The organism is Saccharothrix sp. HUAS TT1, assembly GCF_040744945.1.
Lineage (GTDB): Bacteria > Actinomycetota > Actinomycetes > Mycobacteriales > Pseudonocardiaceae > Actinosynnema.
Window position 1 is genome coordinate 294,711 of the sequence record NZ_CP160453.1, and the last position, 22,321, is coordinate 317,031.

Consider the following 22,321-nt stretch of genomic DNA (forward strand, 5'->3'; position numbering starts at 1 on the left):
CCTACCTCCTCTGGGTTTCGACCTTGAAGCGCAACAGCCACTCCAGGCACTCCAGGCGGTGCCGTGCCCGGTGGAGGTCGTCACCCCACACGTACACCCCGTGCCGGGCCACGATCAAGGCCGGCACGTCGGCGCGGAACCCGGCCTCGAACGCGTCGCCGAGCACGCCCATGTCCTGGCTGTTCGGCACGACCGGGACCACGACCACGTCGTCCGCCCGCCTGCCGAAGCCCTTCAGCATCTCCAGGTCGCGCAGCTCGACGCCGTCGGGCCAGTGCTCGGCGGCCACCACGGGGGCCAGCGCGTGCACGTGGACCACCGCGCCCGCGCCGGACACCGCCGCGATCCGCCCGTGCAGGCCCGCTTCGGCCGACGGCACGCGCACCGGGTCGTCCGTGCGGCCGTCGGCGTCCACGACCACCACGTCGTCGGGCGTCAGCTCGCCCTTGTCCTTGCCGCTCACCGTCACCGCGAGCCGCAGCGGGTCGCGGTCCACGACCACCGACAGGTTGCCCGACGTGCCGCGCATCCAGCCCATCGCGGTGTAGCGGGCGCACTCGGCGGCCAGCGCCTCGCCCGGCGTCACAGCGCCGCCACCGTCCGGTGCGGACCGAAGTCGGCGTCGCCGTACGGCTCGCCGGGACGGCGCACGCCGACCGTCTGCCAGCCGGCCTCGGCGGCGGCGTGCAGCTCGGCGGGGACGTCGGAGTAGAACGTGATGTCGGTCGAGCCGAGCACCGAGGCGATCTTGAGGTACGACGACGCCTCGCGCTTCGGGCCCGCGTTGACGGTGTCGAAGTGGTAGGCGAACAGCGAGGTCAGGTCGCCGTCGGTGGTGTGGGCGAAGAACGCCACCTGGCCGGCCACCGAACCCGAGGAGAACACGGCGAGCTTGGTGCCGTCGGCCTCCCACGCGCGCAGGGCGGGCACGACGTCCGGGAAGAACTCGGCGACCAGGTCGCCGTCGGCGTAACCCCGCTGCCAGATCAGACCTTGCAGGGTCTTGAGCGGCGTGACCTTCCGATCGGCGTCCATCCAGCCGTGCAGCACCCGGACCAGCTCGTCCGTGCCACCGTCCACACCGGACAGCTCGCGGACCTGCGCGACGGCCTCGACCACGGCCGGGTCGTCGGCGTGCCCGTCGATCCACGGCCCGAGCCGGGGCCGGGCGTAGTCGTACAGCGTGACCAGGACCTGGTCGGTGGCGCTGAGCGTGCCCTCGATGTCCAGCACGACCCACTCACTCATGAACGTCCCCAACGTAGTAATCGGCCAAACCGTGCGGAGCGTACGCACCGCGGTCGGTCACCACCCCGGTGACGAACCGCGGCGGCGTCACGTCGAACGCCGGGTAGAGGCCGCGGGCCCGGTCGGTGGCCGTGCGGCGGCCCAGCGTGTGCAGCACCTCGTCGCCCGGTCGGTGCTCGATCGGCACGTCGGCGGCGGTGGGCGCGAGCCGGTCCGGCGCCTGCACCATGGCCAGGAACGGCACGTCGAACGCGTGCGCGGCGACGGCCAGGCCGAGCGTGCCGACCTTGTTCACCACGTGCCCGTCCATGGTGACCCGGTCGGCGGCGGTCAGCAGCACGTCCACGTCGCCGGTCGACATCACGGCCGCGCCCATGCCGTCGGTGATCAGGGTCGTGTCGACGCCCATCTCGGCCAGCGTTTCGGCGGTGAGGCGGGCGCCCTGGAGGTACGGGCGGGTCTCCGTGCAGATGAACCGCAAGCGCTTGCCCATGCTCTGAGCGGCGGCGACGGTTTCGGTCAGGTAGAGGTCGGCCCAGCAGTGCGTGAGCACCGCGCCCTCGTCCGGCAGCAGTTCGGCGGTGTGCGCGCCGAGCGCCCGGCTGCGGCCCCGGTAGCGCTCGTCCCCCGCCTTCGCGCCTTCGAGGGCGCCGGTTTCGACGTCCTCGTGCGCGTCCACGCCCGCCAGCACGGCGGCGACGGCCTTGCGCAGGTGGTTGTTGGTGGGGCGGGTGGCGATCAGCCGCCGCCCGGCCCGGTCGAGGTGGGCGCGGGCGTCGGACCGGGGCAGGCCGCGGGCCTCGCGGGCGGCCAGCACCATGCCCCACAGCGCGGCGAAGTACGGGCCGGAGGACTGGGTCACCATGTCCTCGATGGCCTTGGCGACCTCTTCGACCGTGCCGCAGCGCACCCACGTGCGCTCGAACGGGAAACCGCGCCGATCGAGCACGTGCACGCCGTCGTCCTCCAGGCGCACGCTGCGCGCGAGCACCGGCTCCATCAGCTGTACCCGGTGAACGGGGCGTGCTCGCCGGTGAGGTGGTACGCGCCGACCTCGCGCGCCTTGTACGCCACCGGGTCGTGCAGGGTGAGCGTGCGGGCGTTGCGCCAGAACCGGTCGAAGGCGTAGCCGGCGGCGGTCGCGCGGGCGCCGCACAGCTCGAACACCCGGCTGGTGGTCTGGTTCGCGACCCTGGTGGCGACGACCTTGGCGGCCGAGATGGCGGCGGCGGTCGCGGCGCGCTCGTCCCTGGTCAGCGCGGCGCCGCGGCCGGATGCCCGGTGCAGCTCGGCGGACGCGTGGTCGGCGAGGAGGCCGGCGGCCCGCGCTTCGGCGACCAGCTCGCCGTACGTGCCGAGGAGGTAGGGGTCGGCGGTCGCCTTGTCCACGCCGCTGAGGAACCACGGGCGGGTGGTCGTGCGGGCGTACTGGGCGGCCTCGGCGAGCGCGCCCTCGGCCATCGCCACGTACAGCTGGGCCAGCACGAGCTGGAAACCCAGCGCTGCCAGCGAGAGCCGCGGGCTCGTGTCGTCGTGCGGCCCGAGCACCTGGTGGGCGGGCACGCGCACGCGGTCGAACACCACCCCGCCGCTGGCCGTGAGGCGCTGGCCGATGTTGTCCCAGTCCCTCGCGTACGTGATGCCGTCGGCCTTCGCGTCGAGGGTGAACGTCACCTTCTCGCCCGTCCCGGTGCGGGTGGCGCTGACCACGAGCCGGTCGGCCACCGACGCGCCGGTGGCGAACGTCTTGCGCCCGCTGACCTCGAACCCGCCGTCGACGGGCCGCAGCTCCAGCGCCGCGTCCAGCGGGTTGCTGACCCCGGCCCAGAACACGTCGTCACCCGCGTCGAACGCCGGGTTGTCGAACAGCCCGCTGCGCCAGACCTGCAGGTAGTGGTAGCCGAGGAGGTGCCCGACGTTGGCGTCGGCCGCGCCGACCACCCTGGTCACCGCCTGCTGCGTGGCCCAGTCGTCGACCGTCAACACCCCGGACCGGCGCAACGCCTCGACCTCGGCCACGGGCTCCGCACCGCGCCGATCCCGCTCCGCCGCGTCCACCCGCAACGCGGTCGCCAGCTCCTCGGCGACGGTCAGCCACTTCTGCCGACCATCGGTGCTCGTCATCGCCCAGCCTCCCGCGTCGTCCACGTTCCAGCAGGTCAGCCTAGTGGCCGTGGCGCGGCGTGGGCTGAGCGTTCCGCCACATGGGAGCGCTGGCGCGCGGCGTTCGTCCTCGCCCGACCACGTCCGGAGCCCCCGTCGAACCACGGCAGGTGCGTTGAGGGCAGTCGGCCTCACAATGGAGATGTCGTCCGGACGTCACCTGCCTGCCCCGGGTCGGCTTCGCCGCGCGGCACGACCACTGATGGGCGGATTGTGGAGCGGCCGGACGCGGCTACGCTCGAAAGATCAGGATGGGAGGCCGTGGGTGCCGGACCAGCCTCGGACCGCCAGGTCCAACGACATGTCCGGCACGGCGAGCGCCGTCGTGCAGGCCGCCTCCATAGCGGGCGGCGTGCACCTCCACGCCACTCACGCCGACCCGGTCCGGCCGCCCCGCGAGCTGCCTCCGGACGTGCACCCGTTCATCGACCGGGCGGAACAGCTGGCCGAGATGGACCTGCTGCTCGCGTCGACGGAGGAGGTGCCCTCGACGAACGCGGTGGTGATCTCCGCGGTGTCCGGCACGGCCGGCGTGGGCAAGACCGCTTTCGCCACGCACTGGGCGCACCGCGTCAGCCACCGGTTCCCCGACGGCCAGCTCTACGTGAACCTGCGCGGTTATAGCCCGGACGAGCCGGTGCCGCCCGCAGAGGCCCTGGCCAACCTGCTGCGATCGCTGGGCGTGCCGAACTCGGACATCCCCCACGACTTGGACGAGCGGGCAACCCGGTTCCGGAGCCTGGCCGCCGGTCGTCGGATGCTGATCGTGCTGGACAACGCTCGTTCCGCCGAGCAGGTGCGACCGCTGCTCCCGGGAACGTCCTCCTGCCTGGTCCTCGTGACCAGCCGTGATGCCCTGCCCGGTCTGGTCTCCCGGGATGGCGCTCGCCGGATGAACCTGGACCTGCTGGCCCACAACCAGGCGGTGAGCCTGTTGCGGATGCTGGTCGGCCCCCGGGTGGACGCCGAACCGGAAGCCGCCGACGCCCTCGTCCGGCACTGCGCCCGATTACCCCTGGCCCTGCGGATCGCCGCGGACCTGGTCACCACCACCCACGAGGTGACGCTCGCGGAACTCGTCGCCGAACTCGCGGACGAGCAGAGCAGGCTGGACCTGCTCGACGCTGGTGAGGACCCGCGCACGGCGGTGCGCGCCGTGCTCTCCTGGTCCTACCGGAACCTCGATCCCGCACAGGCCAGGGCGTTCCGCCTGCTCGGCCTGCACCCCGGTCGCGACTTCGACCCGATCAGCGCGTCGGTGCTGTTCGAGAGCACGCTGATCCGCACGCGCCGGCTGCTCGACTCGCTCGTCCGCGCACACCTGCTGGAACGCACCAGGCTCGGCCGCTACCAGATGCACGACCTGCTCCGCGTCTACGCGGCCGGCCTCGCTTCGCGGGAAGAGACCCCCGAGGTGCACGACGCGGCGTTGCGGCGGTTGCTGGACTTCTTCCTCCACACCGCGTCACTCGCCATGGAAATCCTCTTCCCCCACGAGCGCGACCGGAGGCCGGCGCTGCCCGTCGGCGGCGGTTCGCCCGTGAAGCTCGCGAACCGCGCTGAGGCGGAGCAGTGGTTGGAAACCGAGCGCATCACGTTCTCCGCGATGGCGGCGCTGACGGCAGACCCCGTGTGGGCGGTCTACGCGACGCTGCTCTCCACGACCCTCTACCGGTTCCTCGACATACACGGCCACTTCGACGAAGCGGTCACCCTGCACGGCTTCGCGGTCACCGCGGCGAGACGGCTGGGCGACAGCGTGGCCGAGGGTCGCGCTCTGCACAACCTCGGGGTCGTGCACCAGCGCCTGGGGCACTACCTGCCGTCGCGGGACGACCTGGAACAGGCGATCGTCGTGCTCGACCGCACGGATCGGCCGCTGATCCAGGCGCTGGCGCTGGCGGACCTGGGCAACGTGCTGATGCTCCTGGGCCGACATGACGAGGCGTTGGCACGCGACGCTTCCGCCCTGCGGTTGTTCGAAGGTGTGGGCGACCGCACCGGGCAGGGGCAGGTGCTCAACAACATGGGACTGGTGCTCGACCGGTTGGGCCGCCACGAGGAGTCCGTCGAGCACCTGCAGCGAGCGCTGGCCCTGTTCCAGGAGACGGACGACCAGCCGCGCATGGGCTACGCGCTCAACGACATCGGCGTGGTCCTCCAGCACCTGGACCGTTCCGACGAGGCACTGGGGCACCACGAGGACGCGCTGGGTCTCGCGCGGGCCACCCACGATCGGGCGCTGGAGGCGGAAGCGCTCAACGGACTCGGCGGCGCGCTACGCCGGATGGAGGTCACGGAAGAGGTTCTGCAGTACCACGAACAAGCGCTCGCGATCGCCTTGGACATCGGCGATCGCCATGAGCAGGCGCAGGCGCACGAGGGCGCCGCCAACGCCTACGAGGCGTTGGCGAACACCGCCGAAGCTCGACAACGGTGGCGGCTCGCACTGGAGATCTACCTCGACCTGGGCTCCCCCGAAGCCGAAGAGGTCCGTCGGCGGTTGGAGCGGCTGGACGGCTGAGCCCGTCGGTCCAGGTGGGAAGAGGGGTGGCGGGATCCGCCGGTGATCAGGCCACCAGGCGGTAGCGGTGCAGCAGGCCGAGATCCGCCAGCAGTCTCCGCACGGGTTGGCCCTCGTAACGGCGGCAGGTTTCTTCGACGTGGTCGCGCCACACCCCGCGGTCGGCACGCCACGCGGTCATGTAGTCGAGGCACAGGCGCGGCTCGATGAGCAGGTTCCGGGCACGGGCGGCCCGGACAGCGGCGATCACCTTCGACTTGGCGGGACCGTCCGGGTGCACGTCGGCGACCATGGCGATCACCTCGTCGATGAACCGCCTGCGTCGGCCGAGGAACCACTGCCAGTAGCCGACGGTGGCCTCGGGCAGGCCGTGCGCGGTGTCGAGCAGTCCGAACAGCCCTTCGGCGAGGCAGTCCCCCAGCTCCTCCGTGCGGGCGCGCGCGGTGTCCCGGTACGGGTCGTAGGCCTGCTGGAGCGCCAGACCCGTGACCGCCGACGGCGACAAGCCGGTGTCGTCGAGCAGGAAGAACCAGTCTTCGTTGTAGATGTCGGGGAAGAACGACGTGAACGACCCGCGACCGATCGCGAGCGCTCCCGTGCCGATGAACGTGTCCTGATCACCGCCAGCCTCGCGGTAGGCGTGGCAGACCACCGAGTTGTCCGGATAGCCACCGACCGACAGCCCGACCCCGGTGAACCGGTCGAGCAGGCCCGCGGCGTCGCTCAGGTCGTCGGGTCGCGGGATCACGACGTCGTCGTCCAGGAGGATGACGCGTTCCCAGCCCGCCACGGCAGCGATCAGCAGCCCCAGGTTCCGCTTCGCACTGGTGTCGGTGCGCCGGTCGAACACACCGCCTCGCAGCATCGAGGTCGTTCGGAACCGCGGCACGACGTCGTCGGGGACTTCGGTGACGTCCACGGCCATGATCTCCACCCCGGCACGCCCGGCGAGCACCGCGGCGGCATCCGCCGACGACCGGCGGCTGCACAAGGTGACCAGCGTGCACCCGTGGTGCCTGGCCAGCGCTACGGCGTTGTGCAAGTAAGCGGTGGGTCTCGCCGTTGCCACGATGATCGCGTCCACCCGCGCCGGGGTGGGGGCCACCTCTCGCGCCAGCAGGTGGCGGTGGGAGCCGTGGTGGTTCGCCGACCTGGAGTTCGAGGACCTGGGAGGACCTGCTCCCGCGGGGGAACCGGCCAGCGGAAGCGCCGCGGCGTTCAACTCCCGCCCTCCGGCCACTCGAAGAGGCGTTGGTCGGGCAGGTTCCAGTCAGGGGTGACGACCTGACCGTTCACCACCAGCACCTTGGTGAGGACGCTGTAGGCGCGCACGCCCGCGAACCGGGTGGCCAGGTACTCCGTGTTGCGGTCGCGGAACCTCACGTCGGTGAGCACCCGCACGACGCCGAGGGTTCCCCGACCGTACTGGCCGTTGCAGATCGTGACCGTCCGCTTGTGGTTGAACGGGTTCGGCCCGCGGTAGAAGTGCGCGACGTCCTCGTGCAGCACCTCGCGCCCCCCATGCGTGCTCAACTGCGGCGCGAACAGCGTCTCGCCACCGTCCGGCCGGCGCACCAGAAACCCGCCCGCCTCGGCGTCGTCGTGCCGGGCGACCTGGGTGACCGGGAGGTCGACCCGGTCCAGCAGCTCGCGGGTGACCAGGTTCCAGTCGACGCCGCCGAGCAGCACCAGGTGCGTGGTGTAGTCGTCGGGCGCGAGGTCGGAGGCGATGCGGAAGTTGACCGGGCTGCGGGGGTTCAGGGCGCGGATGTGGCCGTGCAGCTCGATCAGGGCGTCGAGGTCGGCGTAGGTGTACAGCTCGACGTAGTCCGGCTGGGTCGGGTCGGAGTAGGGCATCCGGGCACGCATGTCGGCCGGGAGCTGGGCGACGACGATGGTGACGTCGTGCCGGTCGTCGAAGTGCCAGAAGCTGCGGTCCGCGGTGTCCTGCCCGACTCGGCCGTCGTCACCCCGGTCGGCAGGGCGCAGGTCGGTCAGCTCGCGCAGCAGTTCGTCGCGGCGGCGCTGTTCGTCGATGGTCAGCTCGTCAACCGGGATCAGCCGGTACGGATGGGTCTCGACGGAGCGCTTGGTGGCGAAGAACGTGGCGTAGGCGGCAAGGCGGTGCAGTGGCGGGGTCTTCGGCTTGGCGCGGCTCTCCCACGACGACAGCAGGGGCACGCTGGCGGGCTTGTCCGCGCTGAACGCCTGGGCCAGGTCGCTCTGGGTGATGGTCACATCAGGCCACTGCTCCTCGCGCAGTGCCCGGAGGCGGTGCGCCAGCGAGTGGGATCCCTCCGCGATGGCCACGTTCGCACCCTTCAGCGAACTTCAGCAGTACAACTGAATTTCGGAACATACACTATTGCGAAGAAAAGTCACGAGACGTCGGTTCGCCTGACTCCTTGCCGGTTTCCAGTCCTGGTCTTACGCTCAAGTCGCTGAGGTTCAGCGAACTTCAGCTGAACTTCAGCTGAAGTTCGCTCCGGCGCGCAGGCCGAACCGCCGCGTGCGAACCGCTCCTTTCGATTACCGTGTGCGGGCCCACGTCGAAGGGGGAGTCGCACGATGGACCTGTCGCGCAGATCGTTCTCCGGGGGAACCGCCGTCGCACCGGCGGCGCCCGGGACGACCGCCGCGTCGGCCCTGGCGTCGCGTCCGCACCGGACGTCCACACCGCACCTGCTGGAAGCCGAGCAGCTGGTGGGCTACCTGTCGCTGCCGACGTGCCCGCTGGCGAACAACACCTACAAGGAGCCGGACCAGCCGAACGTGGTCCGGTGGGGCTCGCCCGGCGACGCGTCCGGGTGGGTCAACCAGAGCCAGTGCGCGTCGTTCCTGACGGCGGTGCTGAAGCGGACGTACAAGTGGGCGTCTTCGGCGTACTTCCGCAGGCACTTCGGCACGGCGAGCCCGTTCGCGCGGGACTACCGGGAGGCGTTCGCCGAGCGCGACCTGCCGCACTTCGAGCGCGTCACGAGGGTGGGCGACCTCCGTCCGGGTGATCTGATCGCCGTCGACTACCGGAACGACCAGGACACCAACACCGGGCACGTGGTGATGGTGCGGTCGGTGCGGGGCGTGTACACCGCGCCCGGCTCCAGCCTGAACTTCGCCGGTGAGACGCAGTACGCGGTGGAGGTCGTGGACTGCACGTCCGAGCCGCACGGCGTGTACGGGGTGGGCAACTACTTCCGGTTCCCGGACAGCCGGATCTTCAACGCCACCGCGTGGACCGACGGCGCGGGGTACGGGCACATGATGTTCTACGCGTCCGACGCCACCGGCGAGTTCACCCGGTACCGGTGGAGCGTGAACACCGCGTCCTCGGGCACCTACACCACCGCCCAACGCCCCGTCGCCGCCGTCCGCGTCACGCCCTGAAGCGCCCCCGAAGCGACCCGGAAGCGCCCTGAGCGTTCAGCTCACCCGTTCCGAACGTAGGACACGCGCGTTCCGAACGTAGGACTCTCGCGAGAGTCGTACGTTCGGGTCGCGTGTGTCCTACGTTCGGGGGGTCAGAGGCGTTGCCAGAGGGCGGGGACGTTCGGCGGTTCCCAGCCGGGCTGGGAGGTGTGCGGCTGGCGGCACTGGTAGGTGACGCCGTTGTAGGTGACTCGGGCGCCGGTCGAGTAGGCGGTGTTGGCGGTCCAGGTGCCGGAGGAGGGGTTGGTGGTGGTCGTGGTGGTGGTCGTGGGGCCGCCGGTTTCCCACGGGACCTGGGTCGAGCGGTAGAAGTCGATGCCCATCGCGGTCCAGCGCGGGGCCTGGGCGGCCAGGCGGGAGCGGAAGGCGTCCCAGTTGTGGGTCGACCACGGCGACCAGCCCAGTTCGGCGATGGCGACCAGGCGCGGGAACGCCAGGTAGTCGATGTGCGCGGACGTCACGACCGTCTCGGTCCACAGTGGAGCTTCCACGCCCAGCACGGCGGACTCCGGGACGCCGGAGACGTGCGTGCCGGGGTTCCAGTTGTAGGCGTCCTGGACCTCGATGAGCCCCGCCCAGCTGAGGCCGAGCGGCGTGCCGGAGTGGTACTTCATGTCCAGGTACGCCTTGTTCGCGGGCGACATCAGGATCTTCTGACCACGCGCGGCGGCGTTCTGGACGACCGCGTTGGAGGTCGTCGTCCCCCAGTACTGCGCGACCGCCGACGTGTCCGAGGTCGTCTTGACGAACTCGTGCCAGCCCATCGGCTTCTTGCCGTACTTGCCGACCAGCGGCAGCACCCGGCTCATGAACGTCAGGTACTCCTGGTCGGTGGTCGCGTGCGCCTCGTCGCCGCCGATGTGGAGGTACGGGCCGGGCGTCAGCGCCGCGATCTCGCGGATCACGTCCTCCACGAACGTGTAAGTGATCTCCTTGGACACGCACAGCGACGAGTAGCCGACCGCGATGTCCGTGCGCATCGCGGGCGCGACGCCGTTGCAGTTCAGCTCGGCGTACGACGACAGCGCCGCGTTGGTGTGGCCGGGCAGGTCGACCTCGGGCACGACGGTCATGTGCCGGGCCGCCGCGTGCGCCACGATCTCCTGGTACTGCGCCTTCGTGTAGTACCCGCCCGGCCCGCCGCCGACCTGCGTGCTGCCGCCGTGGGTGGTCAGGCGCGGCCAGCTGTCGACGGCGATGCGCCAGCCCTGGTCGTCGGTGAGGTGCAGGTGGAAGTAGTTCACCTTGTACAGCGCGAGCTGGTCGATGTACCGCTTGACGGTGGCGACCGGGTGGAAGTGGCGCGCCACGTCGAGCATCGCGCCGCGGTGGGCGAACCGCGGGTGGTCGGTGATCGTCGCGCCGGGCACGGTCCACGGCCCCGGCTGGGCGGTGCGGCTCTCGGCCTTGGTGGGCAGCAGCTGGCGCAGCGTCTGCACGCCCGCGAACAGGCCCGCGGCGGTGTTGGCGCGCAGTTGGACCGACGCGGCGGTGACGGAGAGCTGGTAGCCCTGGTCGCCGACGGACGCCGGCGCGCCGCCGATGAGCAGCGAGATGCCGTCGGCCGGTGTGCCGGTGGTGTCGGTGACGGGCAGGGCGTAGCCGGTCGACGGGCGCAGCAGCGCGGCGAGGTGATCGCCGACGGCGCGCGCGGCGGCCGTGGTGCGGATGCGGGTGTCGGCGGTGATCGCGTGCGTGACGCCGGCGGTCGGCTGCACCGACACGGGTGCCGGGACGATGCTCCGCAGGGGTTCGGCGGCCGAGGCGGTGGTGGTACCCGAGCCCGTTGCCCAGACGACGGTCGTGCCGAGCACCAGCACCAGGACGGCGAGCGCTCTCGCCGTCCTCACTTGGAGTTTCACCGTTGGTCCTCCCTAGAGGCGGGCGGCTCACGTCAAGGGTGCTGACGCCGCCGAGGCCCTGTCAATGGGTCTAGACCAAAGTGAGCTTCCGAGTTCGATCTCGTGCCCTGCCACGTCGCGGACGTGCTGGGCGGCCCTGCTGGTGTTCGTGGGGTGAGCGCGCCGACGTCGGGCGAGTAGCGCTGGGACGTCGTTGATCAGGACCGCGCCTTGAGGGCGTCAAGTCCCTCGGTCAGCTTGCCGAGCAGGTGGCCGATGGCGCCCTCCCCGAGCACCATCGTCACGCCGTTGGTCACGCCGAGGACGTCGCTGCGCTCGCCGACGAAGACCTCGACGTGGTCGTCCGCCAGCAGTTCGACGCTCACCTCCGAGGCCGAGGCGACCTCGACGTAGGTGTGGCTGTAGACGGACCTGTCGCTGATGTGCATTGACCGACGGTACGACTAAACGTCTACAAGAATCTATCGCACAACTGAGTGATACGTTTATCAAGGCGATGCGGCTAAGCTCGGGTCATGTTCGAGTTGGCCGCGCCTTCGGCGCTTCAGTGGTTGATCGGCATCGAACTGGCGCGGTACCGGAAGGAAGCCGGCCTGTCGCTGAGCGAGCTGTCGGCGGCGTGCGGCATCGGCAAGCCCAAGCTCGGCCACATGGAGACCGGCCGGAGCACGCAGTACCCGGGCGACATCCGCAAGATCCTCAAAGCCTGCGACGTCGAGCGCGAGAACATCGACCGGCTCGTGCTGTTGAGCAGCCGGGCCGACGACGCCTCGTGGGTCGGCCCGTGGGCCGATGTGGTGTCGGACTGGCTGCGCACCCTGCTCGGACTGGAGTCGCTGGCGCGCAGGGAGTTCGTCTTCGAACCGATCGTGCTGCCCGGCCTGCTCCAGACCGAGGCTTACGCCATGGCCATGACGAGCGGGGCCAGCCGAGTGCGCCCGGATCTCGCCGACCGGCTCGTGGAACTCCGGATGCAACGCACCCTGCTGCTCGGCAAGGACGAGCCGCTCGAACTGCACGCGGTGATCAACGAGCAGGCCCTGCGGCTCCGGGTGGGTGATCAGGAGGTGCGCGACGAGCAGTACCGGCACCTCGTGAAGCTGAGCGAGCAGCCCAACGTGACGATCCAGGTGGTGCGCCCGGAGGCCGGCTTGCACTCGGCGACGACCGGCCAGTTCATGCTGCTGGACTTCATCGACGCGCGGTCGATCGTGTACATCGAGATCCAGGACGCGGCGGTGTTCGTGGATGACTCGGCGCGGGTGCGGACCTATACGCTGAGCACGCAGAGCCTGGAGCGAGTCGCGCTGTCGCCCGGGGAGAGCGTGGCTCTGATCGAATCGTTGATCACGTAGGAGTCCGCCGTGTGGCGCACCAGCAGTTACAGCTCGGAGAACGGTAGCTGCGTCGCCGTGAGGTTCCCGGCCGCCGGACCGGTCGGCGTCCGTGATTCGAAGAACCCGGCCGGGCCGGGGCTCGCCTTCCCGGCGAGCGCGTGGGCCGGGTTCGTCAAGCGCAGCAAGTGAGAACGGGCCGGGGTGTCGCCACCCCGGCCCGTTCGGCTCAGTGCCGCGTCACCCGTGGTTCACCAGGATGCGGGTGGACGCGGTGCCCAGGCCGGTCGGGCCGCGCAGCGTCCGCAGGCTCGGCGCGACGTCCCGGCCGCCGAAGTGCTTGGCCAGGTCGGCGTCGTGGTAGCGGACGACCTCCCGGTGCCAGTTCAGGATGCCGGCCACCCAGTCCTCCAGCTCGGTGGCGTGCGCGGTGAGCGCGGCGCGGACGTCGGCGTCCAGGTCGAACTCCTCGAACAGCGCGGGCAGCTCGACCGCGACCGAGTGCGCGAACTGCGCGAGCCGCGCGTTGGCCAGGTCGGTGGTGATCCGGAACGCCCGCTCGTGGTCCACGTCGAGGAAGTTGCGCACGACGAGCACCATGTTGTGCACCTCGCCCTCGAACTGGACCTCCTTGCGGTACGAGAAGAGGTCGTTGAGCAGCGTGGCGTAGTCGATCGCCGAGTTCTCGATGTTGCGGATGGCCCGCGACCGGTACAGCTCGTCGGGCACCAGCCGGCCGTGGCCGAACCGGGCCAGGCTCATGGTCAGGTCGGAGCCGAACGTGGCGCGGCGCATCTCGACGTAGTCGACCGGGTCGGGCACGCGGTTCTCGTGCTGGTTCTTCAGCTCCCACACCCAGCTGTCGAGCATCTTGTCCAGCGCCTCGCGCAGCTGCCGCCGGTTCTCCAGCGGCATCGGGGCCGTGGTGCGCTGCCACACGTCGGCCAGCCCGCGTTCCATCGGCGTCACCGGCGCGGGCGACGCGCCCTCCAGCGGCATCATCTGCTTCAGCCGCTCGGTGACAGCCCTCGCCGCGGCCATGTCCGGGGTCCGGCCGAACGCCTGCGGGTAGTAGTCGTCGCCGTAGGTGCCCCAGGTCAGCCACAGGGCGTTGATCACCAGCTCGTCCGCCGTGGCGTCCGGGGCGATGCCCGCCGAGCACAGCGCGAGGTCGATGTCGCGCAGCCGCTCCTCGGTCCACACCCGCGGCACGTCGTCGAAGATGCCCACCTCCCGCGCCCAGGCGACGCTCGCCTCGCGCGCGTGCGCCCAGTGCGGGCTCACCCGCAGCGGGTACGGCATGTCCAGCGCCGGTTCGGGCATCGGCGGGACCGCGGAGTACGGCACGTGGCTGAAGCTGCGCAGGCGTTGCGGCGCGGTCGCGAGCAGCGAGCGGGCCGCGCTCGTGCCGATGCCCGTCGGGCCGCCGAGCACCGGGTTCGAGGCGACCGCGCCCTGGTTCATGTACCTGCTGGAGCGGGCGTGCCACTCGTGCCCGCCGGACTGCCAGTCCTGGAGGCCCTTCACGTACGCCAGCACGGCCAGCCTGCCCGCCGGGTCGACGGCGTGCTCGTCCAGCAGCGACGGCACCTCGGTGACCGCCGTGTGCTCGAACTGGTGCAGGCGGGACGTGAGCAGGTCGTTGACCGCCTCGGCGGCCTCCTGGGTCGGCAGGTCGAGGAACTTCTCCAGCACCAGGACGCCGTTGCTCAGCTCGCCCTCGTCCAGCACCTCGCGCTCGTAGGAGAACAGGTCGTTGCGCAGGTGCACGGCGTCGGCGAACGTGTCGCGCAGCACGCCCAGGGGACGGCTCAGCGCGATGCGGGCGGGCACCTCCATGCCCGTGACGTGCTCGACCAGGTTCGCCGACCACGGCGCGCCGCCCACCTTGCGGCGCATCTCGATGTACTCGATCGGGTTGGAGAGCCTGCCCTCGGAGATGTTCAGCAGCTCCCACATGGACTCGTCCAGCAGGTGCTCGGTGTTGTCGGCGAACCGACGGCGCCAGTCGGCCGAGTGCGAGCCGACGGTGCGCGTCCACAGGTCGGCCAGGCCCTTCTCCACCGGGTTGGTCGGCGCCTCCGTGATCGGGCCGTCGACCGGCATGAACAGCGGCAGCCGGTCCAGGTAGGCCTTCGCGCCGGCGATGTCCGGGTTGCGCTTGTACAGCTCGACGAAGTGGTCGTCGAAGTAGAAGACCCACACGTACCAGTCGGTGACCAGGTCGAGGTCGTCCGGCGAGGCGTCGGGGTGGGTGTAGGCGCAGAGCAACGCGTAGTCGTGCGAGTCGAGGTCGTGCTCGGTCCAGATCACCGTGCCGTGCTGGGGCACGTCGATCATGTCCATCTCGTGGGCCCACGCCTTGGTGTGCGTGCGGGCGCGCTCCAGGTTGGGGTTCAGCCGCGCCGGATGGGGCAGGTAGAAGTCCGGCAACTGGAACGGCTGCATCTGCGCACCTCTCGTCGTGGCTTACCAGGGTGTACGCAACCAGTGCGCGGGCACGCGGGCCAAGACCCGCGGGCGCTGATCCACACGTTCGAGCAGCGGGTCCGCCCGTCCGGATCAACGCGTGCTGCTTTGGGTGGGTTTCGGCGGTGCGGGCGCCAGGCGGGCGGCGTGATCGGCGAGCAGGCGGCACACTGGAGGACGTGCCCCGCTTGGAGCCGTTCGACGTGGACTTCTTCGACTCGGCGCCGCAGCGCCACAGCTACGTGCTGGACCTGCCGGTGTCACCCGAACGTGTCTGGCGCGGACTCTCCGCCTCCAACCCGCTGTGGTGGTGCCGCCTGCTGTCGTCGGTGGAGTACACCTCGCCGCGCCCCTTCGGGGTGGGCACGACGAGGACGGCGGTGCTGCTGGGCGTGCTGCGGCTGCGCGAGCACTTCATCCGGTGGGAGGAGGGGCGGCGGCAGTCGTTCCTGGTCGACCGGGCCAACCTGCCGGTGTTCCGGCGGTTCGGCGAGGACTACCTGGTGGAGCGGGCGGGCGACGGGTGCCGGCTGACCTGGACGTTCGCGTACGAGCCCGGGGCGAAGGTCCACGGGCGGGTGAACTCGGTGGTGTTCAGCTCGATGGTGGCGGACACGCGACGCCACTTCGGCGGCTGAACCAGTCGCCCCGCGTTACTGGTTGGGCTGGAAAGTGCACTAGATCACGCCCATATGGGTGATTCGTTCGCTTAGGTTAGGCTCCCCTCATGTCTAAGGGAGACGCGCTGCTCGCGGGTGAGGACCTGGTCCTGGCGCACCACGACCGCGCGGTGGTGCACGGCGTCTCGCTCGGGCTGCGCGCGGGGACCGTGACGGCGCTCGTCGGGCCCAACGGGTCCGGCAAGTCGACCGTCCTGCGCTCCCTCGCCCGCCTGCACCGGCCGCGCGAGGGGCGGGTCAAGGTCGGCGAGCGCTCGGTCTGGGGCCACTCCCCGCTGTCCGGCAAGGAGTTCGCCCGCAACGTCACCCTGCTCACCCAGCAGCGGCCGACGCCGTCCGGGGTCTCCGTGCGCGACGTCGTCTCCTACGGCCGGTACCCGTACCGGACCGGGTGGCGGGGCGTCGACCCGGACGGGAGCGCCGCCGTCCGGCGCGCCATGGACCTGACGGGTGTCACCCCGATGGCCGACCGCGGGGTGGACGAGCTGTCCGGCGGCGAGCTGCAGCGCGTCTGGCTCGCGTCGTGCCTGGCGCAGCAGACCTCCGTGCTGCTGCTGGACGAGCCGACCAACCACCTCGACCTGCGCTACCAGGTCGAGGTGCTGGACGTGGTGCGCGACCTGGCGAACGACCACGACGTGGCGGTCGGCGTGGTGCTGCACGACCTCGACCACGCGGCGATCGTCGCCGACGAGGTCGTGCTGCTGTCGGAGGGGAAGGTCGTCGCGGCGGGCGGGGTCCGCGACGTCCTCACCGGCGACCACCTCACCCACGCCTACGGCGTCGCGGTGCACGTCGCGGACGACCCGGTGACCGGCGCGATCCACTGCCGCCCCCTCGGCAGGCACACCCCGCGACCGGTCTGAGCAGTTCCCCCTTCCCCCGAAGAGCTGAGAGGTTCGAGCGATGCGCCTGCTTGCCCCTGCCCTCGTGACGGCGGCCGTGCTGCTGTCCGCGTGCGGCACCACCGAGACGCCCGCCCCCGCACCGACGGAACCCGCCGGCGGCCCGGTCACCGTGACCGACTCCCGCGGCAAGGAGGTCAAGCTCGACTCCGCCGCGAAGAAGGTCGTGGTGCTGGAGTGGGGCGAGGCCGAGATCGTCGCCTCACTGGGTGTCATGCCGGTGGGTGTCGCGGACGCCGCCGGTTACAAGACGTGGAACGTCATCGCGCCGCTCGCCGCCGACGTCAAGGACGTCGGCAAGCGCAACGAGCCCAGCGTCGACTCGATCGTCGCGCTCGACCCCGACGTGGTGATCATGCCCGAGGGCCGGGACACCACGCTGGCGGGCCAGCTGGAGCAGTACGTCCCGGTGATCGTGACCAAGTCCAGCGACGCCTCCCGCAACTTCGACCGGCTGCGCGAGGACGTGAAGGTGATCGCCCAGGCGATCGGCAAGTCCGCCGAGGGCGACGAGCTGCTGTCCGAGATGGACACCGCGCTCGCCGACGGCAAGAAGGCGGTCGAGGCCAAGGGCGCGGGCGGCACGCCGTTCGTCATGGCCGACGGCTGGATGGAGGGCAGCACGGTCAACATCCGCCCGTTCGGCAAGGGCTCGCTGGTCTCCGACACCGCCGAGGCGGTCGGTCTGAAGAACGCCTGGACCGGCGAGGTCGACGCGCAGTGGGGCCTGGGCGCCACCGACGTCGAGGGCCTGACCGCGATCACCGACCCGAAGACCGTGCTGTTCTACGCCGCCTCCGAGGAGGACGTGTTCACCACCGGCCTGGCGGACAACCCGGTGTGGCAGCGGCTGCCGTTCGTGGGCTCCCGGCAGGTCGTGAAGCTGGAGCCGGGCACGTGGATGTTCGGCGGGCCGAAGTCGGTCGTCCACGTCGCCGAGCAGTTCGTGAAGGCCATCACCGCCTGATGCGCACCGCCGTCGTGACGGCGGGGATCGTGGCGCTCATCGCCGTGCTCTCCGCCGTCCACCTCACCCAGGGCACCGCGTCGACCGGTGTGCTCGACGTGCTCCACGCCGTGGTGGGCAGCGGCGACGCGCAGACCCTCGCGGTGCTGGAGGGCTCGCGCGTGCCGCGCCTGCTGGCCGCGCTGCTGCTCGGCGTCGCGCTCGGCGTGGCCGGCGCGGGCATGCAGTCGGTGGCGCGCAACCCGCTGGCGTCACCGGACACGCTCGCCGTGAACGCGGGCGCGCACCTGGCCGTGGTCGCGATCGCGGCGTTCGGGCTGAGCGTGCCCACGCTGCCCGCGGGCGGTGCGGCGTTCGTCGGCGGGTTGGCGGCGGCGGTCCTCGTGCTCGGGTTGTCCGGCGGCGGTTCGGCCAGTCCCCGGCTCGTGCTCGTCGGCTCGGCGGTCATGCTGACGCTCCAGTCCGCGGTGATGCTCCTGCTGCTGATGTTCGAGCAGGAGACGAACGGGCTGTTCGCGTGGGGCTCCGGGTCGCTGACCGTGAGCGACCTGGACGCGACCGCGCAGATGACGCCCGTGGTGGTGGTCGCGGTGGCGGCGCTGGTGGTGATGGGGCGGTCGCTGGACGTCCTGGCCCTGGGTGACGACAACGCGACCGTGCTGGGCTTGAAGGTGCGGCGCACGCGGGTCGGCGCGGTGCTGCTGACCGTGGCGCTGACGGCGGCGGCGGTGACGATCGCCGGACCGCTCGGGTTCGTCGGGCTGAGCGCGCCGGTGATCACCCGGCTGCTGACGCCGTTCGTGCCCGGGTTGGGCAGGCACCGGCTGCTGCTGCCGGTGTCCGGGCTGGTCGGCGTGGTGATCGTGCTCGGCGCGGACGTGCTGCTGCGGGCCGTGATGGGGTCGGCGGCGGCGGTCCGGGTGCCGACCGGGGTCATGACGACGATCCTCGGCGCGGTCGTGCTGATCTGGCTGGCGCGGCGCGGGCGGTCCAGCGGGACGCCGCGGCAGGCGCCCGCCGGTCGGGTCGGGGTGGCCGGGACGACGCGCCGGTTCGCGGTGACGTCGGTGGTGCTGGCCGTGCTGCTGGTCGCCGCGCCGGCCGTCGGGCTGATGTTCGGCGACCGGTTGGTGCTGCTCGGCGACCTGGCGAACTGGTTCGCCGGGCGGACCGGCACCGCGCTGACGTTCGTGCTGGACCAACGGCTGCCGCGGGTGCTGGCCGCGCTGCTGGCGGGCGCGGCGCTGGCCGTGGCCGGGTGCGGCATCCAGTCGGTGAGCCGCAACCCGCTGGCCGAACCCGGGCTGCTCGGCATCACCGCCGGCGCGGGGCTGGGCGCGATCACGCTGATCACCGCCGTGCCGCTGGCCGGCGCGTGGCACATCGCCGGTGCGGCGGGCGCCGGGGCGGTGGCGGCGTTCGCGCTGGTCTACGGGCTGGCCTGGCGGTCCGGGCTGGACTCCGACCGGCTGGTGGTGATCGGCATCGCGACCTGGTCGGCCGGGATGGCGCTGATCACGCTGCTGATCGTGACGTCGGACCCGTGGAACACGGCGAAGGCGTTGACGTGGATGTCCGGCTCGACGTACGGGCGGACGCTGGACCAGGTCGTGCCGACGGCGCTGGCGCTGCTGCTGCTCACGCCGCTGCTGTGGGCCCGGCACCGCGAGCTGGACATCCACGGCCTGGACGAGGACACGCCGCGCGTGCTCGGGATGCGGGTGGAGCGGTCGCGGCTGGTGATCCTGCTGGCGGCGGGAGTGCTGGCGGCGACGGCGGTGTCGGCGATCGGCGTGGTGGCGTTCGTCGGCCTGGTCGCGCCGCACCTGGCGCGGTCGCTGGTCGGCGGCCGGAACGCCCGCGTCCTGCCGGTCGCGGCGGCGGTGGGCGCGGTGCTGGTGAGCGCGGCGGACACGCTGGGGCGAACGGTCATCGCGCCCGCGCAGGTGCCGGCCGGGCTGGTGATCGCGCTGATCGGGACGCCGTACTTCGTGCTGGTGCTGTGGCGGACGCGGGAGATGCGCACCTGACCGTTCGCCTGGGCGGCCTACCGGCCGGCCACGCGCGACCACGTCAGCGGGTCCGCGATCACCTGCGCGCCGGTGGCCGGCTCCTCCACCTCGTGCGACCGGCCGTCCCGGAACGACGGGAACCACACGAACGGGATGCCCTCGCGCGAGGCGTACCGGCCGCGCGCGACGGATAAGTCCGCGACCACCTCGGGCAGGTCGGACAGCTCCCGCAGGACGAAGTCCAGCGAGGTCAGCACCTCATGCACGACGTGCGGCAGCTCGGCGCCCGGTAGCGCTTGAACGGGAAGACCAGCTCGTCGAAGTGCTGCGCCGCGTACCGCGCCAACGGCACGGTCAGGTCGAGTGCAGCCCCAGCCGCCCCTCCTCGGCGCCCGGATCCGGTCCAGCCACCGCAGCTCGACCCGACCGGTCCGGTCCGGCCCGGTACTCGGTGGCGAGCTGGTCCCGGAGACGGGCGTGGCGGAACTGGTAGACCGGGCCGGCTTGGCGCAGCACGCCCCGGTGGTGGGCGTCCCGCAGGAAGGCCATGAGCGCCCAGGGTGCGCGGCCGGACGCGGCGAGGTAGAGGCGAAGGGGGAGGGAAGCTCCCCACGCCGTGAACGTGCTGCCCACGGCCGCGCCGCCGAGTCCGAACACCAGTCCGCCGTACATGAGCGCTTCCACGCTCCCGTCCGTGAACCCGAACACGAGCCAGCCCGTGGACCCGGCGACGATCCCGACCGTGGCGATGCGGACCAAGGCGACGCCGCGATCCGCCCGGAGCAGGGAATCCGGGCTGACGACGCCGGTGGAGCCACCCGCCGCCTCGCCCCTGAGCCCGACGATCAACCCGACGACGAGACCGACGGTGAGCCCGTGCTCGCGCGCGTGGCGGAAGCCGGTGCGGAGGTGGGTCACGAGGTCGGAATCCCTGACGAACCCCGAGTGGAGCGCGTAGCCGAGCCCGATCACGAGCCCGGACACGAGCCAGGCGAGGAGCCCGGCGGCGAGACCGGACGCGATGTCGCGCAGGAGGCCGCGCCACGTGAACCGGGGCCGGCGGGGACGCGGCTCGATCGACGTGGCGACGCAGGCGGTGAGCCCGGCCGTGACGCCCGTCGCGAGCCCGGCCGCCAGCCCGAACGTGATGCCGTGGTCGAGGCCCAGCACGAACCGGGGACCGATCCCGCGGTCGAACCCGTACTTGAGCGCGTGGTCGAGCGCGCAGTCCAGGCCGAGCCCGCAGTCGAGCTCACGACCCGACTGGAGGTACGTGAGCCCGTGACCGTTCACGCAGTCGACCCCGCAGTCGGGGCCGACCGCGAGCACGGTCGCGAACCCGAAGACGAGCCCGATCACCAGCCAGCTCGCCGAACCGACCGCGAGCCCGATGACGAGCCCTCCGACGAGGCGGGGGTGGCGCAGGACTTGCCGAAGTCGCCACCAGGCCAGGTCGTCGGTGTGGCGTCGCTGGGAGGCGTGGGCGAGGAAGGCCAGCCAGCGGTGTGCCCGCTCCGGGTTCCAGCGGTGGTCGGGGGTGTCGCCGTGCGCGCGGTAGAGGGCGGGGACGAAGTGGCTGAGCAGGAGGGTTTCGAGGTGGTGCTGCCGCTGTCGGGGGGTGTCGTGGGCGGCGGCGGTCCGGAGGAGGTCGGCGGGGTCGGCGGAGCCGCCGCTGCAGACGGCACGGGCCAGCGACAGCATCAGCGGAGTGCGCAGGACCGCGGCGAGGGCCTGCGCGGCGGGATCGGGGTCGGGCGCGCGGAGCCGGGCCAGCACCGGCGCCCACCTGGCGCGGGCGGCGGTGGTCCTGCCCGAGGTCGACAGGCGCAGGTAGGTGTCGACGTCGTCCGGGGCCAGGTCGGCGAGGCAGACGACGGCGGAGCCGGTGATCACGCCGGCAGCGCGGGCGTACTCGGCGGACCGGCTGGTCAGCAGCAGCGGGTCGCGGGGGCCCAGTGCCCGGTTGACCTGCTGGATCGCGTCGTCGCGCAGTTCCGGGGCGATCTCGTCGAAGCCGTCCAGGACGGGCAGGATCCGGCCGCCGGCCAGCAGCCGGTGAGCGGCGGTGTCCCCGGTTTCGGTGAGCACGGCCAGCACCGGGTAGGTGGTGGCGAGGCGGTCGGCCATCCAGGCCCGCAACCCCTGCCGGCCGGGGTCCCAGGAGGTGAGGGAGAAGATCACCGGCACCGGCTGCCCGGGTGCGCGGTGGGCGCGGTCGAGGTAGGTCAGGACGAACCGGGTGGTCAGGGTGGTCTTGCCCGAGCCGGGCTTGCCCAGCACCACCAGTCGCCTGGAGGGGATGCGCTCGAACACGTCCACGACGTCGGCCAGGTGGCCGGTGAGGTCGACGGGCTCGTCGCGCCGGGGCGTGCGGTGGATGGCGGCCCAGTGGTCGGCCAGGTGGTCGGGCGCGTTGGTCCAGCGCACCGGCAGCGGGAACGGGTCGTGGACGCCCCGGACGCGTTCCTCGTCCGACCACTGGGCGGCCACGGTCTCGGCCAGTCGGTCGGCCAGTTCGTCGAGGTCGACGGACCGACCCTGTCGCGTGGTCCGCTGGTGCCGCCGTTCCTGGAGCACCCCCAGCAGCAGGGCGCCCACCCCGGCCGCCGCGCCGATCACGCTGGCGGTCTGGTCGGCGATCTCCAGGCTCTTCCCGCCCAGCACCAGCGTGAGGCCGATGGCGGGCAGCAGGACACCGGCCAGGATCGGGATCAACCGCCTGTGGTGACGG

19 protein-coding genes are annotated in these 22,321 nt (G+C 71.7%); 8 read left to right on the forward strand and 11 right to left on the reverse strand.

The genetic code is table 11. The annotated features are described in order from the left end of the window. Position 1: 1 nt before the first annotated feature. The 4 genes from mtnB to AB0F89_RS01470 are packed head-to-tail and all read right to left on the reverse strand — an operon-like array spanning position 2 to position 3,372. Positions 2-586: a methylthioribulose 1-phosphate dehydratase gene (gene mtnB, locus AB0F89_RS01455; RefSeq protein ID WP_367131760.1), complete on the reverse strand. Its 585-nt coding sequence runs from the start codon at positions 584-586 to the stop codon at positions 2-4. Next, positions 583-1,248: an acireductone synthase gene (gene mtnC, locus AB0F89_RS01460; protein ID WP_367131762.1), complete on the reverse strand. Its 666-nt coding sequence runs from the start codon at positions 1,246-1,248 to the stop codon at positions 583-585. Before mtnC ends, mtnB begins: the two co-directional genes overlap by 4 nt. Next, entirely contained in the window at positions 1,241-2,248 is a 1,008-nt protein-coding gene (locus AB0F89_RS01465; RefSeq protein ID WP_367131764.1) for a s-methyl-5-thioribose-1-phosphate isomerase, read from the reverse strand. Before AB0F89_RS01465 ends, mtnC begins: the two co-directional genes overlap by 8 nt. Next, positions 2,248-3,372, reverse strand: a complete 1,125-nt coding sequence (locus AB0F89_RS01470) for an acyl-CoA dehydrogenase family protein (RefSeq protein WP_367131766.1) — start codon at positions 3,370-3,372, stop codon at positions 2,248-2,250. Before AB0F89_RS01470 ends, AB0F89_RS01465 begins: the two co-directional genes overlap by 1 nt. Positions 3,373-3,676: 304 nt before the next feature. Here AB0F89_RS01470 and AB0F89_RS01475 point away from each other — a divergent pair, with 304 nt between their 5' ends. Next, on the forward strand, positions 3,677-5,935 hold the full coding sequence (locus tag AB0F89_RS01475; RefSeq protein WP_367131767.1) for a tetratricopeptide repeat protein: 2,259 nt from the start codon (positions 3,677-3,679) through the stop codon (positions 5,933-5,935). Between the two features lie 46 nt (positions 5,936-5,981). Here AB0F89_RS01475 and AB0F89_RS01480 read toward each other — a convergent pair whose 3' ends face one another. Both AB0F89_RS01480 and AB0F89_RS01485 read right to left on the reverse strand, forming a co-directional pair. Then, the gene (locus AB0F89_RS01480; protein WP_367131769.1) at positions 5,982-6,977 is read right to left on the reverse strand and encodes a hypothetical protein; all 996 of its coding nucleotides are present in this window, start codon (positions 6,975-6,977) and stop codon (positions 5,982-5,984) included. Between the two features lie 176 nt (positions 6,978-7,153). Continuing rightward, positions 7,154-8,245: an XRE family transcriptional regulator gene (locus AB0F89_RS01485; protein WP_367131771.1), complete on the reverse strand. Its 1,092-nt coding sequence runs from the start codon at positions 8,243-8,245 to the stop codon at positions 7,154-7,156. Between the two features lie 258 nt (positions 8,246-8,503). On the opposite strand from AB0F89_RS01485, the gene AB0F89_RS01490 reads away from it, so the two are divergent. Continuing rightward, entirely contained in the window at positions 8,504-9,319 is an 816-nt protein-coding gene (locus AB0F89_RS01490; protein WP_367131773.1) for a hypothetical protein, read from the forward strand. Positions 9,320-9,453: 134 nt separating this feature from the next. Here the strand turns inward: AB0F89_RS01490 and AB0F89_RS01495 are convergent, their stop codons facing one another. Beyond that, a complete protein-coding gene (locus AB0F89_RS01495; RefSeq protein ID WP_367131775.1) occupies positions 9,454-11,223 on the reverse strand; it encodes a family 20 glycosylhydrolase in 1,770 nt (589 codons plus the stop codon). A 197-nt stretch (positions 11,224-11,420) separates the two neighbouring features. Further along, positions 11,421-11,651: a hypothetical protein gene (locus tag AB0F89_RS01500; RefSeq protein ID WP_367131777.1), complete on the reverse strand. Its 231-nt coding sequence runs from the start codon at positions 11,649-11,651 to the stop codon at positions 11,421-11,423. Between the two features lie 87 nt (positions 11,652-11,738). Between AB0F89_RS01500 and AB0F89_RS01505 the strand changes: the two genes are divergently transcribed. Continuing rightward, positions 11,739-12,578, forward strand: coding sequence for a helix-turn-helix domain-containing protein (locus AB0F89_RS01505; RefSeq protein WP_367131778.1), 840 nt, complete (start codon positions 11,739-11,741; stop codon positions 12,576-12,578). 9 nt (positions 12,579-12,587) lie between these two features. Continuing rightward, entirely contained in the window at positions 12,588-12,749 is a 162-nt protein-coding gene (locus AB0F89_RS01510) for a DUF397 domain-containing protein (protein ID WP_367131780.1), read from the forward strand. A gap of 48 nt (positions 12,750-12,797) precedes the next feature. Here the strand turns inward: AB0F89_RS01510 and AB0F89_RS01515 are convergent, their stop codons facing one another. Beyond that, a complete protein-coding gene (locus AB0F89_RS01515; RefSeq protein ID WP_367131782.1) occupies positions 12,798-15,005 on the reverse strand; it encodes a germacradienol/geosmin synthase in 2,208 nt (735 codons plus the stop codon). Between the two features lie 200 nt (positions 15,006-15,205). On the opposite strand from AB0F89_RS01515, the gene AB0F89_RS01520 reads away from it, so the two are divergent. The 4 genes from AB0F89_RS01520 (at position 15,206) to AB0F89_RS01535 (ending at position 19,608) form a co-directional block, all read left to right on the forward strand. Beyond that, the gene (locus tag AB0F89_RS01520) at positions 15,206-15,664 is read left to right on the forward strand and encodes an SRPBCC family protein (protein ID WP_367131784.1); all 459 of its coding nucleotides are present in this window, start codon (positions 15,206-15,208) and stop codon (positions 15,662-15,664) included. Between the two features lie 89 nt (positions 15,665-15,753). Next, complete coding sequence (locus tag AB0F89_RS01525) at positions 15,754-16,572, forward strand: ABC transporter ATP-binding protein (protein WP_367131787.1); 819 nt, start codon at positions 15,754-15,756, stop codon at positions 16,570-16,572. Positions 16,573-16,612: 40 nt separating this feature from the next. Beyond that, positions 16,613-17,578: an ABC transporter substrate-binding protein gene (locus AB0F89_RS01530; RefSeq protein WP_367131789.1), complete on the forward strand. Its 966-nt coding sequence runs from the start codon at positions 16,613-16,615 to the stop codon at positions 17,576-17,578. Then, on the forward strand, positions 17,578-19,608 hold the full coding sequence (locus AB0F89_RS01535) for an iron ABC transporter permease (RefSeq protein WP_367131791.1): 2,031 nt from the start codon (positions 17,578-17,580) through the stop codon (positions 19,606-19,608). Before AB0F89_RS01530 ends, AB0F89_RS01535 begins: the two co-directional genes overlap by 1 nt. 17 nt (positions 19,609-19,625) lie before the next feature. On the opposite strand, the gene AB0F89_RS01540 is transcribed toward AB0F89_RS01535, so the two are convergent. Next, a complete protein-coding gene (locus tag AB0F89_RS01540) occupies positions 19,626-19,856 on the reverse strand; it encodes a hypothetical protein (protein WP_367131793.1) in 231 nt (76 codons plus the stop codon). 88 nt (positions 19,857-19,944) lie between these two features. Further along, positions 19,945-22,305, reverse strand: coding sequence for an NACHT domain-containing protein (locus AB0F89_RS01545; RefSeq protein ID WP_367131795.1), 2,361 nt, complete (start codon positions 22,303-22,305; stop codon positions 19,945-19,947). Positions 22,306-22,321: the final 16 nt, after the last annotated feature.